The 16,598-nt window shown below is 66.2% G+C and carries 17 protein-coding genes and 1 pseudogene; 11 read left to right on the top strand and 7 right to left on the bottom strand.

The genetic code is table 11. The features are described from left to right. Positions 1–251: PadR family transcriptional regulator (locus Q0R23_RS07015; RefSeq protein WP_293911724.1), on the bottom strand; the 251-nt coding region annotated here is incomplete at its 3' end. Between the two features lie 193 nt (positions 252–444). On the opposite strand from Q0R23_RS07015, the gene Q0R23_RS07010 reads away from it, so the two are divergent. From Q0R23_RS07010 to Q0R23_RS07000, 3 genes are read left to right on the top strand one after another with little or no spacing between them, the layout of a single operon-like run. Further along, positions 445–807: a PadR family transcriptional regulator gene (locus tag Q0R23_RS07010; protein ID WP_293911722.1), complete on the top strand. Its 363-nt coding sequence runs from the start codon at positions 445–447 to the stop codon at positions 805–807. Further along, complete coding sequence (locus Q0R23_RS07005; RefSeq protein WP_293911720.1) at positions 804–1,901, top strand: permease prefix domain 1-containing protein; 1,098 nt, start codon at positions 804–806, stop codon at positions 1,899–1,901. The genes Q0R23_RS07010 and Q0R23_RS07005 overlap by 4 nt, the downstream gene beginning before the upstream one ends. Positions 1,902–1,953: 52 nt before the next feature. After that, complete coding sequence (locus Q0R23_RS07000; RefSeq protein WP_293911718.1) at positions 1,954–2,481, top strand: RNA 2'-phosphotransferase; 528 nt, start codon at positions 1,954–1,956, stop codon at positions 2,479–2,481. Here the strand turns inward: Q0R23_RS07000 and Q0R23_RS06995 are convergent. From Q0R23_RS06995 to Q0R23_RS06985, 3 genes are all read right to left on the bottom strand, one after another. After that, a complete protein-coding gene (locus tag Q0R23_RS06995; protein ID WP_293911716.1) occupies positions 2,468–3,160 on the bottom strand; it encodes a lysophospholipid acyltransferase family protein in 693 nt (230 codons plus the stop codon). The two genes, Q0R23_RS07000 and Q0R23_RS06995, sit on opposite strands and share 14 nt — an antisense overlap. Next, on the bottom strand, positions 3,157–4,710 hold the full coding sequence (locus Q0R23_RS06990) for a carotenoid biosynthesis protein (RefSeq protein ID WP_293911714.1): 1,554 nt from the start codon (positions 4,708–4,710) through the stop codon (positions 3,157–3,159). Before Q0R23_RS06990 ends, Q0R23_RS06995 begins: the two co-directional genes overlap by 4 nt. A gap of 186 nt (positions 4,711–4,896) precedes the next feature. Next, positions 4,897–6,444 carry an NAD(P)/FAD-dependent oxidoreductase gene (locus tag Q0R23_RS06985; RefSeq protein WP_293911713.1) on the bottom strand — a complete coding sequence of 516 codons (1,548 nt, stop codon included), beginning with the start codon at positions 6,442–6,444 and terminating at the stop codon, positions 4,897–4,899. Positions 6,445–6,603: 159 nt separating this feature from the next. Between Q0R23_RS06985 and Q0R23_RS06980 the strand changes: the two genes are divergently transcribed. The 3 genes from Q0R23_RS06980 (at position 6,604) to Q0R23_RS06970 (ending at position 10,057) form a co-directional block, all read left to right on the top strand. Continuing rightward, on the top strand, positions 6,604–8,418 hold the full coding sequence (locus tag Q0R23_RS06980; RefSeq protein WP_293911711.1) for a hypothetical protein: 1,815 nt from the start codon (positions 6,604–6,606) through the stop codon (positions 8,416–8,418). 409 nt (positions 8,419–8,827) lie between these two features. Beyond that, complete coding sequence (locus Q0R23_RS06975) at positions 8,828–9,016, top strand: hypothetical protein (RefSeq protein WP_293911709.1); 189 nt, start codon at positions 8,828–8,830, stop codon at positions 9,014–9,016. Between the two features lie 198 nt (positions 9,017–9,214). Continuing rightward, a complete protein-coding gene (locus Q0R23_RS06970; protein WP_293911707.1) occupies positions 9,215–10,057 on the top strand; it encodes a metalloenzyme domain protein in 843 nt (280 codons plus the stop codon). Between the two features lies 1 nt (position 10,058). Here Q0R23_RS06970 and Q0R23_RS06965 read toward each other — a convergent pair whose 3' ends face one another. Both Q0R23_RS06965 and Q0R23_RS06960 read right to left on the bottom strand, forming a co-directional pair. Next, entirely contained in the window at positions 10,059–10,751 is a 693-nt protein-coding gene (locus tag Q0R23_RS06965; protein WP_293911705.1) for a hypothetical protein, read from the bottom strand. A gap of 149 nt (positions 10,752–10,900) precedes the next feature. Next, on the bottom strand, positions 10,901–11,392 hold the full coding sequence (locus Q0R23_RS06960) for a hypothetical protein (protein WP_293911703.1): 492 nt from the start codon (positions 11,390–11,392) through the stop codon (positions 10,901–10,903). Between the two features lie 169 nt (positions 11,393–11,561). Here Q0R23_RS06960 and Q0R23_RS06955 point away from each other — a divergent pair, with 169 nt between their 5' ends. From Q0R23_RS06955 to Q0R23_RS06945, 3 genes and pseudogenes are all read left to right on the top strand, one after another. After that, entirely contained in the window at positions 11,562–11,690 is a 129-nt protein-coding gene (locus Q0R23_RS06955) for a hypothetical protein (protein WP_293911702.1), read from the top strand. Continuing rightward, the gene (locus Q0R23_RS06950) at positions 11,651–12,268 is read left to right on the top strand and encodes a hypothetical protein (protein WP_293911701.1); all 618 of its coding nucleotides are present in this window, start codon (positions 11,651–11,653) and stop codon (positions 12,266–12,268) included. Before Q0R23_RS06955 ends, Q0R23_RS06950 begins: the two co-directional genes overlap by 40 nt. A gap of 8 nt (positions 12,269–12,276) precedes the next feature. Then, positions 12,277–13,510 (top strand): annotated as a pseudogene (locus tag Q0R23_RS06945) (ABC transporter ATP-binding protein); the annotation flags it as partial. A 71-nt stretch (positions 13,511–13,581) separates the two neighbouring features. Here the strand turns inward: Q0R23_RS06945 and Q0R23_RS06940 are convergent. Then, positions 13,582–13,947 carry an iron-sulfur cluster assembly accessory protein gene (locus Q0R23_RS06940; RefSeq protein ID WP_293911700.1) on the bottom strand — a complete coding sequence of 122 codons (366 nt, stop codon included), beginning with the start codon at positions 13,945–13,947 and terminating at the stop codon, positions 13,582–13,584. 163 nt (positions 13,948–14,110) lie between these two features. On the opposite strand from Q0R23_RS06940, the gene Q0R23_RS06935 reads away from it, so the two are divergent. Further along, on the top strand, positions 14,111–15,886 hold the full coding sequence (locus tag Q0R23_RS06935) for an ABC transporter ATP-binding protein (RefSeq protein ID WP_366520398.1): 1,776 nt from the start codon (positions 14,111–14,113) through the stop codon (positions 15,884–15,886). A 270-nt stretch (positions 15,887–16,156) separates the two neighbouring features. After that, positions 16,157–16,567 (top strand): hypothetical protein, encoded by a 411-nt coding sequence (locus Q0R23_RS06930; protein ID WP_293911698.1) that lies wholly within the window; start codon positions 16,157–16,159, stop codon positions 16,565–16,567. Positions 16,568–16,598 lie beyond the last annotated feature (31 nt).

The raw sequence follows: 16,598 nt of genomic DNA, 5'->3' as shown, positions 1-16,598 counted from the left end.
CCCAGGCCGCTGTCGGTCAGGTGGTAGACCTTGCGGGCGGCGCCGCCCTTCTGGCTCGGCTGCCACTCGCTGTCCACCCAGCCCGCCTTGACCAGCCGGTGCAGCGCCGGATACAGGCTGCCCTCCTTCATGTCGAACAGGCCGCCGCTGCGCTCGTTGATGTGGTCCAGAATCTCCAGGCCGTAGCGCGGGCGGTCTCGCAGAGCTGAGAGCAGCACCAGATCGATCGTGCCAGATTTGAGTGGATTCATGCTCTGCAAGATAGGGGCGGTTCGGATACTTGTCAAGCAAGACTCTTGGTGAGCATGGTAGCCGGATGGGACGAAGCTTTGCCTGGCAGTACAAACCCGCGCGGTGGACACCCCCCAAGCCTTGACGTTGGAGCCGGAGAAGTCTAATGTATAGGAACGCGATATAGTAATCCGATATAAGGAGGTTTCATCCATGACTTCACCACTCCCCAACTCGCCCGACCCCAACCTGCTGCGCGGCCACCTCGACCTGATCTTGCTGAGCATTTTGCAGGGCCAACCCAAATATGGCCTGGAGATCAGCAAGCTCGCCCAGGACGCCACGGGCGGCTATTTCGATCTGAAGGTCGGCAGCCTCTACCCGGCGCTGCACCGGCTGGAGAAGGCGGGCTTCGTGCGCGGCGAGTTTCAGACCGCCCCGCGCAGTGGCAGCCCGGTCAAGGTCTACACCCTCACGGGGAGCGGTGGGCGCGAGTTGCAGGCCCGTCAGCGCGACTTCCAGACCTTCAGCACGCAGCTCGGCAAGCTGTGGAATCTCAAAGCAGGTGGCCTATGAAACCGACTGAGCGTTATCTGAAGCAGGCCACGCGGGGGCTGTGGGGCCGGGCGCGGCGCGAGCTGCGGGCCGAACTGGCGGGCCACCTCGGCGAGCGCGTGGCCGAACTCCGGCTGGGCAACCTCAGCGCCGATGAGGCCGAGCGCCAGGTTCTGCGCGAACTCGGTGCCCCGGAGCAGGTCAGCGTGGGGATGTTGGGCGTGCATACCGTCCCGGCGGTGGGCAAAACTGGGGCGCTGGGACTGCTGATGGCCACGGTGCTGTTCGCCGCGCTGCCGCAAGGGCTGGCGCAGGTGAAGGGGATTTACAGTTACAGCCAGGAAGGTGGGGCGACTGGGTATCTCGATTTCGAGCAATTCAAGGCGAGTATCGAGAAGGCGGGCGGGAAGATCAGCGGCCCAGCCGACAACGCCACCATTAGATTGCCAGGCGTCACCGCGCCGAGGCCATCGCTCGATACACACTGGTGGCTCAAGCCGGGCCTGACTCTGGGCGGAAGAACATATCTTCGCGCCGATTCGCTCATTACCGGCATTCGGGATTCGGGCGCTGATCTGCGCCTGAGCGGCTGGAAGAATCCGACCCTGAACATCGGAGCCGCCAAGATTCAACTCGAAGCGGACGACTGGCGTGTACTCAACAGTTTCTATCAGCCGACGGTAGGGGCGGGTATGGGCTACGGCAGTGACCCCTTTCGGAGCCTGGAACCCAACGGCAACACAGGAGAAGTCGCCTTCTCCGGTCCGCTGGCCGCCAATCACATCTACGCGATGGTCACCGCCACTTTCAACGACTGGTATAACATCGACGCGGACGGCAAAAAACTCGACGGCGGCAACATCATGTTGATGACCAACATCAACCAGGCCCAGGCGGGTGCTATCCAATTCCGCATAGACAACGACGCCAGCAACTTCAAGCTCGTCTCTAGTGTGGCAGAGTTCAAAAAAGCGCTCGAACCTTACCGTGACCAGACCAAGTTGCATCAGTGGAGTTCTAAAAACCCCGCCCCCGCGCTCCTCCTCGAACTCAGCGGCAAATTCGGCGCGGACGCCTTCAAGGTCGTGTCGCCCAGGGCCATCAAGCGGCGTTAGCTTAAGCCCTCTGACGGATGCGCCCAGGCTGAATCTTCGTCACAGTGGACGCATGAACGACAAGACCCTTTCCCACCAGCTCTCGTACCTGCTGCGCCACGCGCCACACGAAGCCGGACTCACCCTCCTCCCCGGCGGCTGGACCCCGCTGGAGCCGCTGCTGGCGCACCTGAAGGCGTCCCGCGAACAGGTCGAAGCGGTTGTGCAGGCGAGCGACAAGCAACGTTTCGCCCTGCGAGGCACCGCCACCGGTCCCCAGATTCGTGCCAATCAGGGCCACAGCGTCCCGGTAGACCTCGAACTGGAGGCCGCTCAGCCGCCCACCGTCCTCTTTCACGGCACGGTGGGCGCCGCCCTGGACAGCATCTGCGCTGAGGGTTTGACGAAGCGCAACCGTCACCACGTCCATCTCTCGCCCGATCAGCACACCGCCCGCAAGGTGGGTGAGCGGCGCGGCCCGCCCGTCATATTGACTGTTCAGGCCGGGAAGATGGCCGCAGCCGGGTATGCGTTCTACCGCAGCGAGAACGGCGTGTGGCTGGTGGACGCCGTGCCGGTGGAGTTCATCACCTTTCCTTGACCACACCGTCCTTGACCCAATCCCTCGTCAGCCGGGCCAGCATCCGCGCACTCAAACTCGGCGTGTCAGCTCTGAAGCTTCTGCTGCCCACCATCCGCAGATAGCCCGCCAGCGGCTGCTCCGGGTCGCTGCTGGCCAGCTCGGCGTCCAGCAATTTCAGCTCGTGTCTGAGCGCCTCTTCCAGCTCCGGGCTGCTGACGGGTGCGCCAAACCTTAAATACGCCTCCGGCTGCGTCTGCCCGCGCATGACCACCCGCAGCGCGGCGGGATACAGCGGCGCCCCGCTTTTCTGTGCCAGCCAGGCCGCGCCCGGTTGGAGTTTTCCAAGCGGCCCCAGCGGTTCAATCTGAGCTTCGGGAAACACCAGCAGCCAGTGTCCGGCCCCCAGCGAACGTAGCGCAGGCCGCAACTCCTGATCGCCGATGGCGCCGATGAAGCGCAGAAACGGAAAGTTCGCCAGTTGCCGCCCGGTCATCAGCACCGTGAACGGTTGCCCGATCTGCCAGGCCAGCTCGCGCAACACGTACCCGTCCCACCAGGAGGCGTGCGACGGCGCGATCACCGCGCCCCCGGATGGCACCGCACCCCGCACCCACACGCCGCGCAGCCCGGTTCGGACGCTGCGCCGGATAGCAGTGCGGACCATCCATTCATAGGCGGCGAGCGAGCCGATCTTCATTCAGGCCGGACCTGAGCCGAACGCGCCGCCGTCGCCGTTTGCCGCAAGACCACAGCGCTCATCAGGCCCATCGCCACTGCCGTTGCCAGCGCCGCGCCCGGCAGCCCCAGCAGCAGCAGACCAGCCGGAAGAAACAGGGCTTCGATCAGGTAAGCGACGGCGAAAGAAGGAAGTAGGGAGTAGGGAGTAGGAGGTGGGGCCTGATCTTTTCCCACTTCCCACTTCCCACTTCCCACTTCCTCAACTCCGAACAGCTCCGGCGCGACGCCTCTGAACACCCAGCTCAGCCCCGCGCCCACCGCCCACCAGGCCACGAAATTCTGGATCGGTGCGCCCGCCCAGATGGCGCCGCTGTCGTTCCAGCTCCAGAACCTCTGCGCGGTCATCAGCGGCTCTAAGCCCACGTCCCAGGCGACCAGCAGCAGCCCGGCCAGCCAGGCGCGGCCCCGACTCAGCAGCGCGGCGGCGAGCGTCATGGCGAACCAGCCGAGCGGCACCAGCAGCGGCACGCCCAGTAAGGTCAGGCCCGGCGCCCCGGCGTAGCTGTAGTTGCCGAATGGAACACCCGTGCGGCTGCCGACGACCTCGACCCCCAGCCCGACGCCGAAGGCCAGCGCGGCCAGCAGTGGTGCCCGGACCCCGACCCGTTCCCAGGCCCACAGCAGCCCGGCCAGAAACAGGCAGGCAGTACTCAGCGTGCCCAGCAGCGGAAAACCGTCAGGCCACAGCGGCACCGGAATTTTCAGCAGCACGTACAGCAGCACCAGCCCCTGCCAGGGCCGGAACACCCGCCTGAGCACGTTCACCCGCACCAGCGCCTCCGGGTGCAAAAAGGCCAGCAGGCCGGTGGCGACGAGCAGGTTGGTAATCAGGAAGAACACCATCTCCTCGACGGGCAGCACCCCGCCCAGGTTCCAGCCGAGGGTGTAGCGCTCGGAAATGCTCCAGATGCCGTTGCCCACGGCGAAGAAATCGGTGGCCCACAGGTAGAGGGTCGGCGGCAGCGTCGCCCACCAGAACACCCGTGAGCGCCCCAGCACCAGATCGCCCCCGAAGGCCGACAGGCCCGACAGGACCGGCGCCGCCCAGGCCAGGATCAGCCCCAGGTAAAAGGTCGGCTCGAATCTGAGCATCACCACGCCCGCGAAGGCCACGCCCAGCCAGGCCGCCGCCGCGCCCCAGCGGGTCAGCCAGGGCCGCGCCGAGGCGGCGGGCGGGCCGCTGCGCCTGATCAGAAAGTACAACCACAGCCCGGTAATCAGGGTTTGCAAAATGAAGAAGGCGTATTCCTCCACCGGCACGTAGCCGATGCGGCCCAGCACGCGCTCCGGTGGGTAGTTCCAGACGCCTTTGAACACCAGGTAGTTGTCCCAGGGCGTCGTGTAGATCAGCGGAATCAGCGGAAACAGCGCAAAGGTCCGCCAGCCCCATTTATTGTCGCGGAACTGGCCCAGCACGGCCTTGCCGCCGCGAGTCTGAATCCAGGTCAGGCCGATCATCACCAGCAAGACCGGCACGATGAACACGAGGTGGTACTGGAGGTAGGTCATAAGAAAGCTTGTGGCTTGTGGCTTGTGGCTTGTGGGAAAAGATCGGGAAGTGGGAGGTGGGAAGTTGGGAGTGGGAAGTGGGAAGAGCGAATCGCTGCGCTCATACCCCTCTCCCCAGCCCTCTCCCGCAAGGGGAGAGGGAGTGAAGGCCCCGGTTGTTGACCCCTCGCCCCTGTCTTCCCCCGCTCACTTCCCCAGCCCCCAGACCTTGCGCCGCGTCAGGTCGTGAATCAGCACCCGCGCGGCGTTGCGGCCCGACGCGCCCATGATGCCGCCGCCGGGGTGGGTGCTCGCTCCCGTCAGGTACAGCCCCTTCACGCCCGGCCACTTGTACTGGCTGGCCTGCATCCAGGGGCGAAACGAGAACATCTGGTCGAAGCTCATCTCCAGGTGCATCACGTTGCCCCGGTGGAGGCCCAGGTTGGATTCGAGCCACTGCGGCGTCTGGACCAGTTCGCCCACGATCATCTCGCGGGTGCCCGGCGCGTAGTGCTCGAAGGCGTTCAGGATGTGGTCACGGGCCTCGGCCACCCGCTCGTCCCAGGTGCCGGACGCGAGTTCATACGGGTAATACTGCGCCCACAGCCACAGCACGTCGCAGCCGGGCGGGGCCAGCGAGTCGTCCACGGCGGAAAAACTCATGGCGATGATCGGCGGGTCTTTGGTGGGCTCTCCGGCGAGGTATTCGCCGTAGGCCTTCATCAGTTGCCGCTCGTTTTTAATCAGCAGGCCCAGCGCCACCCGGCTGTCGGGCTCCTTGTGGTTGCGGTACTTCACCTTGCCGTTCAGCGCCAGCCGCAGGATCATCCCGAAGCCGTTGCCGACACGCACCCGTTTGGCCGCTTCCGGCACGTACTGTTCGGGCAGCGCGGCGGCGGTGGTCAGGATGTGACTGCCTGAGACCACCGAGCGCCCGGTGAAGCGGCTGCCGTCCTCCAGTTCGATGCCGCTGGCCTTGCCGTTCTCGACCAGAATATGTTTGACGGGGGCGTTGACATGCACCTCGCCGCCGTTTTCCTCAATCGAGCGCCGCAGGGCTTTGGTCAGGCCGCCGCTGCCGCCCTTGGGCCGGGCCACGCCGCCCTGGTGATAGAGCGGATGCCACAAGAGGAACGGCGCACTCAGCGGGTCGGAGGGCGGGGGACCGCTCTGGGCGGCCATCCAGGTCAGCGGCGCCCGGACGCGCTCCTCGCTGAAGGTCTCGCGGGCCACGTCGCCGTAGGGCCGCAGGATGCTGGCGAGCTGCTGGCTCATGTCGCGGCCCTTGCCGGAGTTGACCAGCATCTTGCCGAGTTCCAGCGGGCCGGGCGCCGAGTTGAACAGGTCGGCCACCGCGTCGGCGAACGGTGTCCAGTCACTTAAAAACTTGCGGTAAGCGTCGCCCTGACCCGGAAAAATATCGTTGAGTTCATGGATGGTGCGCTCGGCGTCGCGGTACATGAACCAGGGCGTCTCGCCGTCCGACGCCTGAAACATCGGGTCCACCTCGATGTAGTGCAGGCCGTGGCGCGAGAGTTCGAGTTCCTGCACCAGCTTGGTCATGCGGATCAGAATATGGGCGCTGCCGCCGTAATCGAAGCGGTAGCCGGGAATGAGTTCCTCGGTGCTGACGGCCCCGCCGACGATGTGCCGCCGCTCGAAGACGCCGACCTTCAGGCCCGCCTGGGCCGCGTAGGCCGCCGTCACCAGGGCATTGTGGCCCGCGCCCATCACCAGTACGTCAAAGGTCCCCATGTCTACAGCCTATGCTGGCGGCGCCGGGCGAAGGGGAAAGTCAGAAGGCTTGCCGTTGAGGCGCTACGCGCCGCTTGTGGCCCGTGGCGTTTGGCTTGTGTGCATGGCCCGTGGGCATGGCTTGTAGGCAAAGATGGGGGCGCGGTTTAGACTGCGTGTATGGCAAAACATCCCTCGGAAATGCAGTATTTCAACGCGGTGGAGCTGGCGAAGCACAGTCCCGGTGCCGGGGCCGAGGTGCTCTCGGACCTGGCGCGGAAATTTCCTTCCGATTCGCGGGTGCTGCACGCCTACGGCGCCACGCTGCACCGGGTCGGGCGCCACAATGAGGCGCGCACGGCCCTGGAGGCGGCGGCCAGCCGGGAGAAGGTTTACATCACCGAGGTGCAGGGTGTGCTCTCGCAGGTGTACCTGGCACTGGGCATGAACGCCCACGCGCTGCGGGCGGCGCGGCGCTCAGGCCGGGTGGTGCCCGAAGAGGCCGAAGCGGGCATAGACCGGCCAGAGGGTGCCAAAACCGCCGATCTGCTGGCCTTCGAGGCGGCGCGTACCGAGATCATGTACGGCGACGCCGCAGCGGGCGTGGCGCAGATGGAGGCCTTCCTGAAGCGCTTTCCTGACTACGTTCCGGCCCGGAATAACCTCAGCACCGGCTTATATCTGCTGGGCGATCTGCCAGGCGCCCAGGCGGTGGCCGAGGCCGTGCTGGCGGCGCATCCGCGCAATATCCACGCGCTGGTCAACCTGATTCGCCTGAGCCTGATCCTGCATGGCCTGGACGCGGCCCGCGCCTTCGCGCCCCGGCTGGAGCAGATCGCCGGGCAGCCGGAAGAAGGCGTGGTGGACCGCGAGCTGGCCCTGGCCAACGCCTACGCCCTGCTTGAAGACGACGCCGGGGTCCGGCGTGGCCTGGACGCCTGGCAGACCGAGCATCCGGGCGAAGCCCTGAGTGACAACACCGCTGGAGACATGCTGGAGGGGCGCTGGGCGCTGCGGCACCCGACCGGTGCGGGCAGCCTGCCGTTCGGCCAGCAGGATACCGGGACGCCGCCGTACTTCACCGCCGAGCAACTGCTGCCGCCCGCCGTGATCCGGAGCTGGGTGGCGGCCAGAGGTGCCTCGCCCCAGCAGCAGGTCTTCGCCTCGCTGGCGGCCATGCCGGGGCTGCTGACGCTGTTGCCGGAACGTCTGGGCTTCAGCGAGGTGCCGTTCGCCAACGTGGTCGCCGTGACGCTGCTGGAGGCTGCCGGACCCCGGACTGAGGCGTTCACTGAGATGCTGAGAAACGTCGTGCAGCACGGGCCGGGCCGCAACAATGTCCGGCTGGCGCTGGGTGGCCTGCTGCAAGACCGTGACCTGCTGCCCCCGGAGGTGCTCACCGACCTGGCCGGGGCTGAGGGTGGCCGGTTGCTGCAACTGGAAATCCACGACGACGTGGAGCCTTCGAATCTCAGTTCGGCGGGGCAGAAGGTGCTGGAGCGCGGGCTGAACCTGATGCGCAGCGGCGAGATGGCCCAGGCTACCGCGCTGCTGACGCCGCTGGTGGCGGCCAATCCGGACTCGCCGACTGCCGCCTACAACCTGGCGGTGGCCGAGAAGCACAGCGGCGATTCGGACCTGGTGGCGCGTTCACGCGAGCGCTTCGAGGACCTGGCCGGGCGTTTTGAGACCTACCTCTTTCCCCGCGCCGAGCTGGCGGTCCAGGCCATCGAGCGCGGCGATCTGGAGAGGGCGCGTGATCTCCTGGCGATTCCCAGAGGTCTGCGCCGCATTCATTACCAGGAATACAGCTTCTTCATGTCGGCGCAGGGTCGGCTCAAGCTGGCCGAGGGCGACGAGGGGGCGGCCCGTGAGATGCTGGCGGCCATCGAGGATATCGACGGGCAGGGCAGCCCGGCCTACCTGCTGCTGGAACGGGCCTTTCCGCGTGCCCGGCGCCCCAAGCGGCAACGGCTGCTCCGGCGTCGGAGCTGAGGGCCAAGGAGCTAAGTATCTCCTTGTAAAGCTTTAGGTTTACCGAGCGGGAGGAGTGGCGTGCCCAGGCGCGTTCTTGTCCAGAACGGCACCTATCGGGCCTGGACGCTCCGTTCACGACGAAGAGCGAGTGAGGAAGAAAGTACGTCCTTCTTGGGCAGAACGGACGTCCAGCAGACGCCTGCCCGCTGGCGGGAATGGAGGGGTGGAGCGCTGTTTGCGGGCAGGCGTGCCCAGGCGCGTCCGTTCTGCCCAAGAAGCGGAAACCCGAAATGTTAGCAAGGACGTACTTAGCGGGCGCTGCCTTCGGATGGGCGTAGCTGCGGCGGACAGCCACTGACAGGCCCACAAGGTGACTTCCTGCCAATTCGTCAGATTGCCGCCAGGTTTGCCGGTGTAGCATCTGGTCATGTTCGGACGCCGTGTCTCTGTCAGGAATGTGCTGATCTTCAGCATCGTCGCCGCTGTGGTGTGCGCGGCAGTCTCCCTCTACCTCGTGCTGCAACACGGCTGGGTCGGTGCGGGCATCCTCGGTGTGCTGGCCGTCTGGTTTGGCGTGGACGCCGTGCGCTCGTATGGGTGGCAGAAGAAGGAGTGAAGGGGGAAGTGGGAGGGTGGGAAGTAGGCAGTGGGGCTTTAGCGAAGGCCAGCGCTTGAGCATGGTCAGGGCATCTGTTCCAGACCGGGACACCAATCGCCTCTGTTTCGCTCTCCCCACCCGCTTTTCCCGCGCCCTTCCCGCTGTTCCCACTGCCCACTTCCCACCAGCGGCGCAGCCGCGCCCCACTTCCCAGTCGTGACCGGCCTCGTCTGGCTCGCCCTCGACGGTGTGGGCCACCCCGCTGACGCGCCGAGCGGCTCGGCCTGGGAGCAGGAGTTGCCCGCGCTGCGCCCGCTGATTGACGCGGGCCTGGCCCTCGACACGACACTGGGCGTTTCCGGCACGCCGCAGTCCGGTACCGGCCAGAGCTGCTGGCTCACTGGGCGCGACGCCGTGCGAATCATGGGCGAGCATTTCGGCCCGTATCCTGGCCCGACCTTGCAAAAGCTGCTGCGCCAGGAGTCCCTGCCCGTCCGGCTGATTCAGGCCGGAGGCACGGCGGCGCTGCTGAATGTCTATCCGCCCGGTTACTTCGCGGCGCACGACAAGCGGCCCCGGCACGGCTGTTTTCCGTTCAGCTTCCTGGCGGCGGGGCTGAGCCTCAACCCACCTGGATTGCCCTCGGTGTCGCCCACGCTGGGGCTGAGGTACGGCTCGCCCTGGGCGGCGACGCTGGAGCCGAGTGAGCTGCACGCGCAGGGCCGCGAGGTTGCCCGCGCCGCGCAGGCGCACGACCTGCTGGTCCTCGATCTGTGGCTCAGCGACCTGCTCGGCCACGAGGGCAGGCCGGACGCGCCCCCGGAGCTGCTGGCGGCGGCGCGGCGGTATCTGCGTTGCCTCGACGCGCTGCTGGCTGGCTTGCTGGAGGGCGGCGCCCGCGTGGTTATCAGCAGCGACCACGGCAACTTCGAGAATCTGGGCATCAAGGGGCACACGCTCGCAAGGGTGCCGTTCGCGGGCAGCGGCGTGGAGCTGGGCACACCGGGCGACATCGTGCAGGCGGGCAGCGTGATGAGGGGGTGGTTCGGGGTGGGGTGAGCTACTGCGGCTGCGGAGTGAGTGAAGCTGGAGTTGCACTGTAGGTTTTGTTGCCCCTGCTGTCACGAACGGTAAAGCTGTAGTCGTTCTCGTTGCCGGACCCGCTGACCGTAATCTGGGCAGGGGCACAAGTTGAGCTGGCACCGCCGATGGTCTTGTCGATGGTCTTCGGGTACTCCTGGTTGTCAATCTGGGCGACGGCCAGGGCGGTCTGAATACTCTTGGCGCAACTCTGCGCCCCCGTGTCATACGCCCGCTGCCGGGCGCCGATCAGGTTGGGAATCAGAATCGCCGCCAGCACCCCGGTCAACGCCAAAGCGACGAAGCCCAGCGCGACGTGACCCAGAATCAGCCCCAGCTTCACACCGTCGCTCAGGGCGGGTGGCGCTCCGGCGGCCCAGGCGGCCTGTATCTGCCCATACATGACGTGATAGTGGACCAGCATTCCCAGGTAAACCACTGTCGGAAGCGCCAGCAGCAGGGTCGCGCCGCTGGCCGCCGCTGCGATGACCACCGCCACGCTCAGTGCCGCCAGTCCCAGCATCCAGATCAGATGCCAGTTCCAGCGCCCCAGATAGGTAAACCCGCTGCCCGGCAAAAAGATGTTGAGCAGCAGCCCGGCGGCGTAACCCGGCGGTTTCTGGGCCAGCGGTGGCGGCGGCGGAAACTGAGGCGGGAAGGCGGGGCCGGTCATTCGGATCACATTATCAAATTCAGCACCAGCAAATCCGGCACCAGCAAATCCGGCACCATCAAACTCAGCCGCGTAGACAGACGATTGTCAGGCGTCACTCCGCCTGAACGGAGGCGTCCCCTCGGCGCCGCAACCCGGCGTCTGCGCTGTCAGGGCGCTGTCAGGGCGCTGTGGATATACACCGGATGAGGCACCGAGGCGCCGCCAAACGAGTGATACAGAAAGATGCCGAACAAAACGACCAGGATCAGGCCGATGGCGCCAATCAGGATTCGGGCGGCGGCGTAGGTGAGCAGGTACACGACCAGCGTACCCGCGATCAGCAGCGTTCTGGCGGTGTCGCCTATCACCGGCCAGACGCCGCTGGTGTGGTGGCGCCGGTAGACGCGGTGGTAGTGGGCCAGCATTACCAGGTAGGGCAGCAGCGGCAGCAGCCACAGGCGCCAGCCCAGCGTGCTCAGGGTATTGATCGCCAGGCACAGCATGACCAGCGTGCCCAGGAGCAGAGTCCAGCTCAGATTCCAGCCCCAGCGGCCCAGGTAACTGAAGCCGCTGCCGGGCAACACCACGTTCAGCAGCAGCCCGGTGGCGTAATCCGGGGCCTTCCGGGCAACCGGCAGCGGCGCGGTGGGGACAGTCATGGCTGATGCTACCCGACTTCTGCTTACTGAATTCTGCTACCCGATTTCAGGGCCGAGCCGTGAAGTCGGAGGGCAGCGGCGGCCCCACCCGTTCACCGTTCGTTCAGCCCTTCAGCGGCACGCCAGATGGCGGAGGCGTTCATTACGCCTATGGCGCAGTCTCGGCAGTATGTCCTCGCCTGCCGCGCCCCGTGCGCCGATTTCCTCGACTCCGGCCCTGCGGGTGCTCGGCCAGTATCTGCTGCCGATGTGGCCCGCGTGCTGCTGCTCGCGTTGCTGGTCGGCGGCGCGGGGCTGACCCTGAGCCTGCCGCAGTTCATCGCCCGCTTCATCGACACGGCGGCCTCGGCGCTGGGGTCGCTCGATCCCCAGACCGCCCTGACCCCGTTGATGCGGCTGGGAGTAAGCTACGTCGGCGTGGCCGCGCTGGTGCAGCTCCTGTCAGCCGGGGCCATCTACCTCGGCGCCGCCATCGGCTGGAACGCCACCAACCGCCTGCACCTCGATCTGACCCGCCACCTGCTGAAGCTTGGACATGAGCTACCACAAGGACCGCACCCCCGGCGAGATGATCGAGCGCATCGACGGCGACGTCACGGCGCTGAGCAACTTCTTCTCGCTGTGCGCGTCTTCGGCGCCGCCCTGCTGCTGACCGGCAGCGTGGTGATGTTCTTCCGCGAGGAGTTCTGGCTGGGCCTGGGCGTGCTGCTGTTCGTGCTGCTGACCCTGGTGCTGATGAACGTGGTCCGCCAGCGCGGCATAGAGCAGTACTCCGAATTACGCCACGGGGAAAACAGCCTCCCCGCGCCTCCATTCTGCGCCTTGCTCAGTCAACACTACTCGCTCCGCTCGGTCATAAAAAGGGTCTTTTTATGACATCTGCTCTAGAACCCACCCGCCAGGAGCGCGAGGCCAGCGCCGGGCTGTTCGGCTTCATCGAGGAGCGCTTGTCTGGTCTGGACGACCTGCGTGCCCTCGGTGCCGGGGCCTACACCATGCGCAAGTTCCTGGGCGTGCAGCGCGGCTTTTTCGGCAAGCTCATGGGCGCGGGCATCGACCGCACCGTCGTCTGGCAACTCAGCATGCTGATGTTCACACTCGGCTATGTGGGGGTCATCGGCGCGGCGGTGGGGCTGTACGGTGGACCTGTACGGCGCGGGCACCATCAGTGTGGGCACGGCGCTGCTGCTCTACCAGTACATGAGCCTGGTGGAAGAACCCATCGACCAGCTCACCCAGCAGCTCCAGGACTTGCAGAAGGCCGGAGCCAGCCTGATGCGGGTCGGCGAGGTGCTGAGCCTGCGCAGCGAGCTGCCCTCCGGCGCGAGGGTGCTGCCGTCTGGGCCGCTGGAGCTGCGATTCGATGACGTGTCGTTCGCCTACGAACCCGGCCTGGCAGATGAGACGGCGAACGACACGGCCCGTGTGCTCAGCTCGCTCGACTTCACCGTCCAGGCTGGGCGGACCGTGGGGCTGCTGGGCCGCACCGGCAGCGGCAAATCCAGTTTGACCCGGCTGATCTCGCGCTTATGTGACCCGACCTTCGGCGTCGTGCGGCTGGGCGGCGTGAGCACTGTGGACGCCGACCTGCATTCGCTGTGCAGCCGGGTCGCGGTGGTCACCCAGGACGTGCAACTGTTTAAGGCGTCCGTGCGCGACAACCTCACCTTTTTTGGCCATGACATGACCGACGTTCAAGTGCGCGCCGCGCTGGCCGAGGTCGGTCTGCTGGAATGGGCCGACTCGCTCCCCGAAGGTCTGGATACACCGCTTCCGGCGGGCAGCCTCTCGGCGGGCGAGGCGCAACTGCTGGCCTTCGCCCGCGTGATGCTGCGCGACCCCGGCCTGATTATCCTAGATGAGCCGAGCAGCCGCCTGGACCCCGCCAGCGAGGCGCGGCTGAGCGCGGCCATGACCCGCTTGCTGTCGGGGCGCACCGCCATCGTCATTGCCCACCGGCTGGGCACCGTCGCCCGCGCCGACGACATCCTGGTGCTGGGTGACGGAAAAGTTCTGGAATTCGGCCCCCGTGAGGTTCTGGCCGCCGCGCCAGGCAGCCGCTACGCGCAGCTCCTAAAGGCCGGTCAGCACGGCGAAGTGGACGCGGTGCTGGCGTGACGGCGCTCTGCGCCGGGCGTATGGCGCGTGGCTTGTGGCCTGTGGGAAGGGCGCCGGACGCTGGTGCCGTGTCAGAGCTGTTCAGACCTGCTTTGCCAGGGCATCGGTTCGTAGGCGCGGCACTGAGGCGTGGCCTTGCCCGGAAAGGGAAGCCCGAAGGAGCGGTTGCAGGCGCAGCGCTGTGGGGTGTTGGGATTCGCCAGGACGCGGAAGCGCGGCGGCTTGATGCGGGCGCCGTAATCGAGCCGGGCGCCCGACAGGATGAGCAGCGCGTCGGGCGAGAGGCACAGCGTCAGGTCAGCGTCGGTGAACCACAGGTCGCCCGGTTGCCCTCTCAACCCGAACATGTAGCTCGCGCCGCAGCATCCGCCCGCTTCCAGCCCGACCCGCAGCGTGCCGCCCAGCCGACGAATTTCCTCCAGAGCAGCCGAGGTCAAGGCACACGGCAGCTTACTCACACCGCACCACAAACGTTCATACCTGAGCATAACATAAGCTTTGCTTTCTGCTCAAAGCCCTGCTGGAGCCCCACATGACCACCCCAGACGCTTCATTCCTTTCCACAAGCCACAAGCCACAAGCCCCACCACCATGTCCCTCATGCGCCGCCTGTTCACCTACCAACCCGGCCTATTCGCCTGCAACGTGCTGTCGTGGGCGGCGTTCAGCTACTTCGTTTCGCGCATTTTCGCGGCGCTCTCAGAGGCTCAGCTCAGCTCCGGCGCGGCGCGGCAACTCGTTCTGAACGGCGCCTGGGTGCTGGTTGTGGCCTTCGCCGTCGCCCGTTTCGCCCGCTTCGGGGTGTTCTACAGCGCGGTGCGGGCCTGGTTCAAGCTGTGGTTCACGCTCGACGCGCTGCTGCGGCGCAACCTGCTCGGCTGGCTGCTCCAGGCCCCCAGCACTCGCCGCCTGCCCGACACCCCCGCCGAGGCGGTCAGCCGCTTCCGTGATGATGTGGACGACGTGGCTGCCTACACCGAGGTCTGGATGGACGCGGCGGGATTCCTGATCTATAGCCTGGTCGCCATCTTTTTGATGTGGCGGGTTGATCCGGTGATCACGCTGGTGGTGTGTGCGCCGCTGCTGCTGGTTGTCATCTTCGTGCAGCGCCTCTCGCCGCAGATTCGCGCTTACCGCCGCCGGATGCGCCAGGCCACCGCCCGCGTCACCGATTTCGTCGGCGAGACCTTCGGTGCGGTCAGCGCGGTCAAGCTCCCGGCGCGGGAAACGCAGATGGTCGCGCATCTGGAGAAGCTCGGCCAGGTGCGCCAGGCGGCGGCGCTCAAAGACGTGCTGCTGACCGAGCTGATCAAGGGCGTCAATACCACCATGATCAACCTGGCTATCGGTGCCGTGCTGCTGCTGGGCGCGAGCCTGATCCTGAAAGGCCGCATGAACGTCGGCGACTTCGTGCTGTTCTTCGCGCTGCTGCCGCGCCTGACCGGCTCGATGGGCTACTTCGGCGACATGATCGCCCGCCACCGCCGCACCGGGGTCAGCTTTGAAAGTATGGGGCGGCTGCTGCAAGACGCCCCCCTGCCCGTGATGGTCGAGCACCACGACCTGCACCTGCACACCGAGGCGCCCGCCTTGCCGCTGCGCCCGGTCCAGCCGCAGTTCCAGCGGCTGGAGGTCCGGGGCTTGAGCACCGTCTACGACAACGGGCGCGGCCTGCACCCCTGCGACCTGCACCTGGAGCGCGGCAAATTCGTGGTGGTCACCGGGCGCATCGGCAGCGGCAAGAGCACCCTGCTGCGTGCCCTGCTGGGCCTGATTCCGGCCAGCGGTGAGTGGTGCTGGAACGGCCAGAAAGTCCTCGATCCCGCCGCCTTCTTCGTCCCGCCGCGCAGCGCCTACAGTGCCCAGCTCCCGCAACTGTTCAGCGACTCGCTGGTCGAGAACGTGCTGATGGCCGAGGGCCAGCCGGATGCGGGGCAGCATCAGCATGAGCTGGAGCGGGCTCTGCGCCTGTCGGTGCTGGAAAGCGACATCGCCACGCTGCCACACGGCCTGAGCACCCAGGTCGGCGCACGCGGCGTCAAGCTTTCGGGCGGTCAGGTGCAGCGGGTCGCCGTGGCCCGGATGCTGGCCCGCAGCGCCGAGCTGCTGGTCTTCGACGACGTGTCCAGCGCCCTGGACGCCGAGACCGAACGCCAGCTCTGGGCGGGCCTGGCTGGCGAGCTGCCGGGCGTGACCTGCCCGGTCGTCTCGCACCGCCGCGCCGCGCTGCTGCGAGCTGACCGGATTATCTTGCTGGGCGAGGGCCGGATGGCCGATCAGGGCACGCTAGGCGAACTGCTTGCCCGCAGCGCTGCCATGCGTGCCCTCTGGGACGAGGAGCCGCCGGGAGAGCCGACACACGACAGCGCCGTCTGAGCCAGAGACAATCAGGTACAGACCGTCTCGCACAGCAGCACGCCGCCCACGACCATTCGGGCGGCCTGCTGCCTGTTTGCCTGCCAAGGTGCCGAACACCTGGGCTCACGTTGCCCTGGCTGTCATAGGTGCGTCAGGTTCACCCGCTACAGTCTGGGGACGTGGCCGGATGCGGTCTCTGGGCTCTACACCTCCAATCCATATCTCTTTGATCCGGAAATTGTAGAACTCACCAAATTCTCACCAAAATAAAGTCGGTACAGTGAACCCATGAAACTTCCTCTCCTTACGCTACTGCTGGCTCTGCTGCTGCACTCCGGTGCCTCGGCATTGCAGGTGATTGTCTGGGACCGGGATCTTCAGACCAAGCTCGGCTACGGCGAACTCAGCGGCGGCAAACTCAACGTGCAACTGGTGCCGGACTACACCGGGGCCGTGGTGGTGCTCTTCGCCCGTGACGGCAGCGAAAAGAACAGCTACGCCGGGCTCCAGTCGCGCTACGACGGCGTGCTCAGAAACGGCAAGCTCAACCTCGACACCCCCGACAGCGCCGACAACGTGCCGTTCGACAGATTCCTGAGCACCTTCAAGCTCGGCCTGTCGCTGCAAAACGCCGCCCAGAACGTGACCCTGCCGGGCCTGAAAGCCGCCCCCGACTCCAAATCCGAGCCAAAAAAGTGAGTAGCAGCAAAGTGAGTAGCAGCAAAGTGAG

Source organism: Deinococcus sp. (assembly GCF_025362455.1).
In the GTDB taxonomy this organism is placed as follows: Bacteria; Deinococcota; Deinococci; order Deinococcales; family Deinococcaceae; genus Deinococcus.
Note: the sequence above shows the minus strand (reverse complement) of the source record. Positions and strands in the feature narration are given on the sequence as shown.